We start from the raw sequence: 8,275 nt of genomic DNA, 5'->3' as shown, positions 1-8,275 counted from the left end.
CTCGGCCCAACTACACATTCATGACGACAGTACTGCCTGGTGATGAAGTACTCGGATAAGCGCTCTAACGCCGTACATTGTGGGCAAGCCCCTTCTCCTTTAACGCGTACGCTGCAAGGACGGTGGCGAGCCGCGCTATCGGCCACCATCACCTGATTGACCGTAATGGTGACATTGCCAACCCTGCCTTTGTATTTCAATTGAAGGATTTGATATGGAACTTTTAAAGATCACATATTTCTCACTAATTGGGGCAGTTTGCTTCGCCACCTCAGTGATCGGCCAGCAGCAGTTTGTTTCAATTGGCACAGGTAGCGTGACGGGGACATTCTATTCGGTCGGCGGCGCCATTTGCCGACTTGTAAACAAAGAGCGCAAATCTCACGGCTTCCGTTGCTCCGTGCAGTCGACAGGCGGAAGCATATACAACCTGGGAACTGTAAGAGCGGGTGAACTCGACTTTGGGATAGTACAATCGGACCGACTATTTGCATCTATCTCAGGCACCGACCGCTTTGAAGACAGCGGAGATTTTCACAACATTCGAGCAGTCTTAACGCTCCATCCACTTTCTTACACAGTGATGTCGCCCAATACTCGAGTCGGTTCATTGCAGGAGTTGATCCAAGGTGGCGGCGACTATTTGTTGGGTCGGAATTTTTTGGACGATGGCTTAGACAGAGCATGCAACCCTTGTGAGCAGGGCTGTGCTGACAAAAACTGCAATTGTAAAGACTGCCGAGTTCCTGACATGATCTCAAACGCCTGCAATAGTGAAGCGCCCACCGTTGCTTTCGTTGCACCGCATCCCTCGGCTATCGCCGCAGAAATGTCTTCCTGTGGACTTCGGCCAATCGAACTTGGCTCAGGCGTAGTTGAAAGGCTTCTGTCGACTTACGACTTTCTCCGTCCGTCCGAGATTCCAACCGGAATGTACGGCAACGAACAATCAGTTCCGACTGTTGGGTTGAGTGCAATGCTCATCACGTCAGCAGACGTGGAGGAAGAAGCAGTTTATGCGTTAGTGGAGGCTGTGATGACGAACCTTGACTCATTTCGGCGATTGCATCCCGCACTTTCAACTCTTGAGCAAACCGACATCGCCGGTCACATGGGCTCTGTGCCACTACACCCTGGAGCCGAGAAGTATTTCAAGGAGGCAGGTCTGCAATGACGGAGTCTTCGACATCTCAATCTTCCGAAAACCAGCACGCGCGCGCAACGGAGATAGAAGACACGACAATCACTCCCACCGAAGACTTGGTTACTAAGCTTTCCTGGCTTGTTATCATTCTTCCGGGGTTCCTGTCTTACACATGTATGACACTGATCGCTCCAAGCGCTGCGGCGTCAGATTTTGAGATCATCGCGTCAAGTTTCACATTCGTTCTCGTGAACATCGTGTTGGTGCTTCCTATTTACTTTTTGGCGATGTGGTTGCGACGCAATTCGGCACAAATCATACCAAGTGCAGACTGGAAGAACCCCGCAAACTACTATTTCTATGCGCTGCTGATACTAGTTTCAGTCTTTACAGGGACAGCCGCTGGAGTGGCGACCGAGCGTGATCTATTTTTTAGATTCGCAAAGTGGGCTCCATTTCTTGACATTCCGATCCAGGACAGTACCCGCCACCCAATCGACCGGATTCTTCTCCAAAACCAAACTGGCTTTACCAACCATCTCGATCCAAACCCTGACGGGCGTACCCATGCCGAGGATCGAGCAAAACACACCAATCAAGCTTACGCCCGCTTCATATTGTCGAACAAGCATGTGTACGAAGGTTGGCCTCTCTACTTCGATTCAAGACGAACAGAAGCGCAAATCTATCTATCACCTGCCTGCAGGTTGACCGCACCAGATGGCAAGGCCGAACCAATTGCTGGACCCGGCGTTGTTTTTCATGAACGTGACATTCGCGAGATCATATTTTTGGATATGCGCAGAACTGCTTGTAGTAGTTTTTGGCTTACTTCTCCGGGTCAGCGGAAAAATATTCCGGAGATAGCCGACCTTAAGCAATTTGGTTCCGAGACAAATCCGGCGACGGTGAGGCTAAATCAGCAACCATAGGAAAAATATACCCCACCGTGTTGAATGTCACTGAGAACTGCCCCGGTATCTCAAATCTACACTCGAAGCCATCGCCGCCGGCCATCCAAAAAACCGCATCGACGACCTGCTCCCCTGGAACTTCCAGCTGTCAAGCTAAAATCCCGGTGCCGCCCAGCCGTCGCTTACGAACCTGCCGGATGAATGGCGTCGAACCATACGCCTACCTTGTCGACTTGTTCACCAAACTGGCCGGCGGCCACCTCGACAAAGACATCGACGCCCTGACGCCCTGGGCCTACGTCGCCAAATCAGAAAACGTGAGCTCATCCGTGACTCCGTGATGAGCTCATAAAAGAACTCCCCAGAAATTGGTCAACAGGCCATGACCAGAAATCTCAATGGGACGAGGACGGCGCATACGTTTAACTGATGAACTCGGGAGCTCCCGGCTCAGCGCCGCGTTCGAAGCTTTCGATCGCTGTATGAGAGCTCGGACGGCGTGCGTGGTCTTGGCGCTCCCGTGAAGAATCTGTCCCATAGTGCATCCTTCTGGTGATCACAGATCAGTAGACCATCACATGCTGGGACTACTAAACAGCTAGAGTGCCTACTATTTTTTCGCGGTCGGTCCTCGAGCGATATTAACTCCGTTAATCAGATCAATGCCCGCAGTTTTGTCAAGCGCAATGCCCACATAGCCTTGCCGCCCCTGCTTTTCATCATCGCTAGCGACCCCGAGAGTACCGAGCGCTGCCTTGCCGGCAGTAAGACATGCAAGAGACTGTTGTAGCCGTTGTACTAAAAGTTCCTGCAATTGATCGCGCACCATACGACCCATTCCTGTCGTAGCCATCGCGTTACTATCCGCCGCGTTCGCAATTACTTCGAAAAATGCATCGAGATAATACCGTGACCGCCTGCTCATATAGGCATAATTGGGGACACATTTTAGAATAGGAGTTTGCGGACCCTTATCCGCCCAAATTTCATCGAATTCCGCTGGCTTTAATTGATCCAGCTTTTCTATAAATATACCTCCGCTCCATGAGTAACTCGTCCCTTCCACCAATATAACGCGCCTCATCATCCTAGCTGCTTCTGAAATATAAGGGTTCTTATCAGTGCTAAGACCACGCATGGCCTCTGAAAAAACGCTGTCAACCGAAGACATAACTTGATCATGACGGACTGACATATATTTGAGAAGGTCGTCGGCCTTCCGGATGAGTTCACTGTCCCCATTGTTGCTACCGAAGGCAGCATCAAAGCCCTTGAGACGGCTGAATCCTACAATTTCTTTAGCCCCGTGATTTATTCCGATCTCGTCGACAAAGCTTATCCCAGATTCAGTAGCACGTAGCGCAAGGCTCCAAGGATTGGGAAACGTTTTAAATTTGTCTATAAGCCTCTTACCTTTTTCATGAAGCTCAAAATACTCCTGGCATGACGGGCAAAAGCAGGTCAATTCAAGGCGATTATCGCTACCACCCATCGGCCACAAATTGACCAAATCAAGAACGACACCAAGAAGTTTGGAATTTGTCGGCGGTGTCATATCTTGAAGGGCTTCGAATGCTAAATCAATTCCGGTTCCCAATATCGCACCCAAAATTTCGACCGTCGTTGGGTTGCCAAAACATAGATGTCGGGAGCTATCTCCGACAATATCAACTATCTGCAACGGTGGAGATTCTTGGAATGGGAGAGTTACGTCAAGTGTCAGATAGATGTTCAGGCCTTCAGTGGCGAAGGCTTTGACGAGGCCGCCAAAGTCACCGATACCATCTTTGAAGCCACTGCCTGCCGCCGAATACTTCGAAAGTCCATCCACATCAAAAAGCAACCCGTCGGCATTGGAAACTGGCAGAGCGACCGCGCTCGGTTTGCGCCCCCATGTTGCTTCAAATTTATCAACTAATTCACGGGCAGAATAGGTTTGCAAGATGCATGTATGGGGAATATCGATCACACCGTTTTCAGTGTTTTTTTCTGCGGCTTCCCCAAACTTGAATTGTCTAGCCATTATTTTTCCCCTGACGATATTTGTGCACCATGTTTGTAAATGCGACGGTGAATCTGTAGCTGTCACCCTGATGTCGTGTGATTAACCCTTCGGCGAGGAAGTTGGCGATCATTCTGCCTGCCGTTTGGGTATCAACCTTTTCGTTAAGTGCGGCATCCAACTCTTTGCGTTGCATGCCAGAGTGATGTGTGCCTCTCGCCTCGGCGATTTCGATGAGAATATCCAGTGGCTGCCGTGTGGTTTCTCTTGCTTGCGGTAGTCTGACAGGCGCGGCTGCCACATTCGAGACGTCATTTGCGCGCAACGGTTCAGGAGCCTGTTGACGGGGTCGATCTCCATCAGGTGGGGAAGCAAACGCTCCATCTGCTCGCATCGAAACCATACCTAGCTCGGCTTCTTGGTCTGCTTTGGCTTGCTTTCCCGCTGTAATTCTTGCTTCGGCTACGGCCTTTGCCGTTGTTTGATATGTATCGTCAGCTTCCGAAATGGCATCCTTCCAGCGCTCCGCGAAAATTACAATCCCGTTGGTCTTTTCCGCGTAGTTTTTTAGCGCCAAAAAGGCCGGGGCATCCAGCAGTGTGTTGGCATTGGCTTCTTTCCAATTGGCGACACTGTTTATCAGTTCACGCGTGGCATCATTCTTTAAATAGGCAGCGCGAAGGCGCTTGTCCGCCGCTCTGAATACAGCCAGTCGGGCTTGCGCCTCTCGCTCAGCCTGCAGTTCTTGTTGGCGTTCGTAGTTGAGCGCCAAGATAAATTTTCCAGTCATGGCTTCGCTGCCAAGCATGGGCGTTTGTCCGGGCACTTCTTCGGGCACTTTCTTTTGTAGATAGAGCGCCATGTCCTGCACAGAAATTTCACCGGTTTGGTTCGTATCGGCGTGACCTGTGCGAATGCCTTCCACGAAATGGCGGGTAAAAACTCCGTTTTCGTCTCCCTCTTTGGCGATTTGGCTAGAGCCGGTCGAGGACATCACGAAATAACCTTTGCCGTCGCCGAAGTTGTGCTCTATCTTTTTCAGTTCATCCAGAGGGCTGCTGCGGAGCGCCGCCCCACTGTAGCAGCAATCCAGGATCACAAGCACGCGGCGCAGCTTCTTTTCTTCAAAGTGCTCCCGCAACCTGTTGTAGCCCAAGGCGGTAAAACTGAGCCGATTATCCATGCTGTCGCGAAAACACAGGAAGAGATCGCCCTTATCGTTACGCATCCCGTGGCCTGCAAAATAAAATATAAACACATCGTTGGGTTTGACGTTTTCCAAGAAGTCTGCAAGCGCAGTTGTGGCTTCGTTGTAAGTGACATCCGTCAATGGTAAGTTTCGAACGCATTTTCCGGAATATTTTTCGTTATTAAGAACTTCTGACATGATCTTCACGTCGTTTCCGGGGCTCTTTAAGTTTGTTAGGTGGTCGGAGGCTTCGTAGGTCTGGATGCCGAAGAGAATGCTATGCCTTGTCACCGGTTGCCACCGTTTCCATAATCGAGATCAGGCGGTCCTTAGTGGCAATGAACTCTTCGTTGCTCATGCCGCCCTGCAGTTCGAGCCGTTGGCCTTCGCCCAACTCCATGATGATTACGCGGTTATCGTTTGTCTTCTCGCGGCCGACCGAAAGTACGGGGCGCAGGATGTCGAACAGAAATTCGGCGCCGCCCATGCCCATCACCTTCATCACAAGCGCACCTGTGTCCATCAGAATGCCCCTGTCGCCGTCTTGTGCTGCGGATCTTGAGTATTCGACCTCTTCTATGATGTCCGCGCTCCGAATGTCGGATAGCATACGGCGCGTTATGGTTTCGCTGTCGTCGGGATCTTGGATGATGAGCTTTAAGTCCATGGTCTTCCCAATAAATAGGCCCAACCGGCAGTGCCGCCGAGGGCGAGTAAAAAGGATTTGAGCCCAGATTTCACAAGTTAGGCAGCTTCTCTTCGATGTTGCCTCTCATTTTCCCTCCAATCAAGTCTTTTGGATCGTCTGTTGCGTTGGTCGGGCAGTGAGCTGTGAGTAGCTGATTTCGTTAGTTCTGTACCGCCGTCAAATTAGCTTGGCGAATTTCGGACATTCTGAAGGCGATGCACAGCTATTCCGCCTGTGCTATTATGAGTAGCGGCAGGCGGCTGCCTGCTCACCAGGATAATAGTCTTGCCGAGACTGTGCAGAATTTTGTGCCCTGGCGCCTTGTGTTACGCCAATGGGAAGCGGTCTTCGAACATGATGGCGAGCTGACTTTTGACCGCGTGCCATTCGCGCACTGAGCGCTTCCACTCGACTGAGGTAGCATTCAGCGCCAGATAAATCAATTTCGCCGCTGCCTCGTCGCTGGGGAAATGGCCCCGGGTTCGAACGGCGCGGCGGATCTTCGAGTTCAGCGCCTCTATGGCATTCGTGGTGTAAATCAGCCTACGCACCGCGGGCGGGTAGTCGAGGAACGGGACCACCTCGTTCCAGGCCCGACGCCAGCTCGGGGCGATGGCTGGGTATTGCGCGGCCAGGTCGCTGTCTTCGAACTCGGCCAGCGCCGCCTCTGCCGCCTCGGCGTCCACGGCCGTGTAGACCGCCTTCAGGGCTGTAGCTACCGCCTTGCGGTCCTTGTAGCTTGCAAAGCTCATGGAGTGGCGCAGCAGGTGAACGATGCACGTCTGGACCTGGGCCTGGGGAAAGGCGGCTTCGATGGCCTGCGGAAAACCCTTGAGGCCGTCCACAACGGCAATCAGAATGTCTTGGACGCCGCGATTGCGCAGATCGTTCAGCACCTTTGCCCAGAACTTGGCACCCTCATTGGCCTGGAACCACAGACCGAGGACGTCGCGGGTGCCGTCCGGCAAGATCGCCAGAGCCACGAAAACCGCTTTGTTGCTGACTGTGCCATCGCTGCGGATATTGACCCGGATCGCATCCATGAACACCACCGGATAGCAAGGCTCCAGCGGGCGGTTCTGCCAGGCGGTGACTTCCTCCATCACAGCCTCGGTGATCGCCGAGACCAAGCTGGGAGATGCCTCGAAGCCGTAGATCTCCTCGATATGCCCCTGGATCTCGCGGGTCGTCATGCCGCGGGCATACATGCTCACGATCTTGCGGTCGAACTCCGGGAAACGGCGCTGGTATTTGGCGATCAGCAACGGATCAAAGGTGCCGTTCCGGTCGCGCGGGATGTCCAGAACCACCTTCCCGCTGTCGGTGGTCACCGTCTTCCGGCTGCTGCCATTGCGGCGGTTGGGCCCCTGATTTTGCCCTTCAGGGGCTTCTGCAGCACGCTCCTCGCCGAGATGTTCCTCCATCTCGGTCGTCAGCGCGCGTTCCGCCAGCGCCTTCGTCAGTTCGGAAAGAATGCCTTCCTTCGTCCGCCGGGCGGATCTCGTAAACAGCGCCCGCCTCGACGCCGCCCGCGACTGGAACAAGTTGGCCTCCTTCGATCCGGAAGAGTCCGTTTTCTGCGCCAACAAACCGCGGGTTCTCATTGGCAGGGCGGATTTCCGTGATCGTTCCCGCTAAATTTCCACCTTCGACTAGAAGCGTGCACGTCAAAGACCAAGCAGCAGAGCTACAGAAGTAGTCCGCCCTGAACAACTCATATCTATCTGTTTTTATTTGATAACAGTACGATTTTGTTGAGCGGAAAGTGCAGGGTTTGGTATTATGGGGGCAGGAACTCTGCAATTTTGAGCCGTAAAATGAAGCCACGAAAGCCACCTCCGGAACAAGACGATCTCCTGCGTTCCCGATTGGTCGAGATGATCGACATGCGCCACGAATTGGTGAAGCTAGGAACCCTGATTGACTGGGATGTCTTCGAGCGTGAATGGGCGGGGTTCTTTCCGTCCTACACCGGCCGCCCGGCGACCATGACGCGCCTGGTTGCCGGCCTACTTTATCTTCAACATGCCTATGCGCTCTCGGACGAAGCAGTGGTGGCGCGATGGGCCGAGAACCCGTATTGGCAGCATTTCTGCGGCGAGACGTTCTTTCAGCACCGTCTGCCGCTTGATCCCTCATCCATGACGCCCTCTCGGCGAATGTGCACATTCGCCTGCCGGCAATGGATGGCGAAAACGGATTGGTGAGGAAGGTGTCGAAGGCAAGGGGACATTCCGCAAGCCCTCGCACGGCGCTCGACCTGCTCGCGCGCATCCAGAAGCACACTGCCCATGCGGGAAATCGCACCCTGCATGGCGTCAGCAGAACAACACCGGAG

The 8,275-nt window shown here is 53.1% G+C and carries 6 protein-coding genes and 4 pseudogenes; 6 read left to right on the top strand and 4 right to left on the bottom strand.

The annotated features are described in order from the left end of the window. Positions 1 to 214: 214 nt before the first annotated feature. The 4 genes and pseudogenes from QO231_RS25450 to QO231_RS25440 all read left to right on the top strand — a co-directional run. Positions 215 to 1,174, top strand: coding sequence for a TAXI family TRAP transporter solute-binding subunit (locus tag QO231_RS25450; protein WP_316782946.1), 960 nt, complete (start codon positions 215 to 217; stop codon positions 1,172 to 1,174). Beyond that, positions 1,171 to 2,076 carry a DUF6338 family protein gene (locus tag QO231_RS25445; RefSeq protein WP_316782943.1) on the top strand — a complete coding sequence of 302 codons (906 nt, stop codon included), beginning with the start codon at positions 1,171 to 1,173 and terminating at the stop codon, positions 2,074 to 2,076. The genes QO231_RS25450 and QO231_RS25445 overlap by 4 nt, the downstream gene beginning before the upstream one ends. 46 nt (positions 2,077 to 2,122) lie before the next feature. Beyond that, positions 2,123 to 2,215: pseudogene (locus QO231_RS26225) on the top strand (transposase domain-containing protein); the annotation flags it as partial. Positions 2,216 to 2,246: 31 nt separating this feature from the next. Further along, a pseudogene (locus QO231_RS25440) lies at positions 2,247 to 2,399 on the top strand (transposase domain-containing protein); the annotation flags it as partial. 269 nt (positions 2,400 to 2,668) lie between these two features. Here QO231_RS25440 and QO231_RS25430 read toward each other — a convergent pair. The 4 genes from QO231_RS25430 to QO231_RS25415 form a co-directional block, all read right to left on the bottom strand. Beyond that, positions 2,669 to 4,081 carry a hypothetical protein gene (locus QO231_RS25430; RefSeq protein ID WP_316782940.1) on the bottom strand — a complete coding sequence of 471 codons (1,413 nt, stop codon included), beginning with the start codon at positions 4,079 to 4,081 and terminating at the stop codon, positions 2,669 to 2,671. Further along, positions 4,074 to 5,540 (bottom strand): caspase family protein, encoded by a 1,467-nt coding sequence (locus tag QO231_RS25425; RefSeq protein WP_316782936.1) that lies wholly within the window; start codon positions 5,538 to 5,540, stop codon positions 4,074 to 4,076. The genes QO231_RS25430 and QO231_RS25425 overlap by 8 nt, the downstream gene beginning before the upstream one ends. Next, positions 5,527 to 5,916: a hypothetical protein gene (locus QO231_RS25420; RefSeq protein ID WP_316782933.1), complete on the bottom strand. Its 390-nt coding sequence runs from the start codon at positions 5,914 to 5,916 to the stop codon at positions 5,527 to 5,529. The genes QO231_RS25425 and QO231_RS25420 overlap by 14 nt, the downstream gene beginning before the upstream one ends. 347 nt (positions 5,917 to 6,263) lie before the next feature. Beyond that, positions 6,264 to 7,481, bottom strand: a complete 1,218-nt coding sequence (locus tag QO231_RS25415) for an IS256 family transposase (RefSeq protein WP_394356720.1) — start codon at positions 7,479 to 7,481, stop codon at positions 6,264 to 6,266. Between the two features lie 273 nt (positions 7,482 to 7,754). On the opposite strand from QO231_RS25415, the pseudogene QO231_RS25410 reads away from it, so the two are divergent. Beyond that, positions 7,755 to 8,157: pseudogene (locus QO231_RS25410) on the top strand (transposase); the annotation flags it as partial. Then, positions 8,093 to 8,275: pseudogene (locus tag QO231_RS26220) on the top strand (IS1634 family transposase); the annotation flags it as partial. The pseudogenes QO231_RS25410 and QO231_RS26220, both read left to right, overlap by 65 nt.

This window comes from Sedimentitalea todarodis (genome assembly GCF_032595355.1).
GTDB classification, from domain to species: domain Bacteria; phylum Pseudomonadota; class Alphaproteobacteria; order Rhodobacterales; family Rhodobacteraceae; genus Sedimentitalea; species Sedimentitalea todarodis.
The sequence above is the reverse complement of the archived record's forward strand: the minus strand, read 5'-3'. Positions and strand labels throughout refer to the sequence as shown.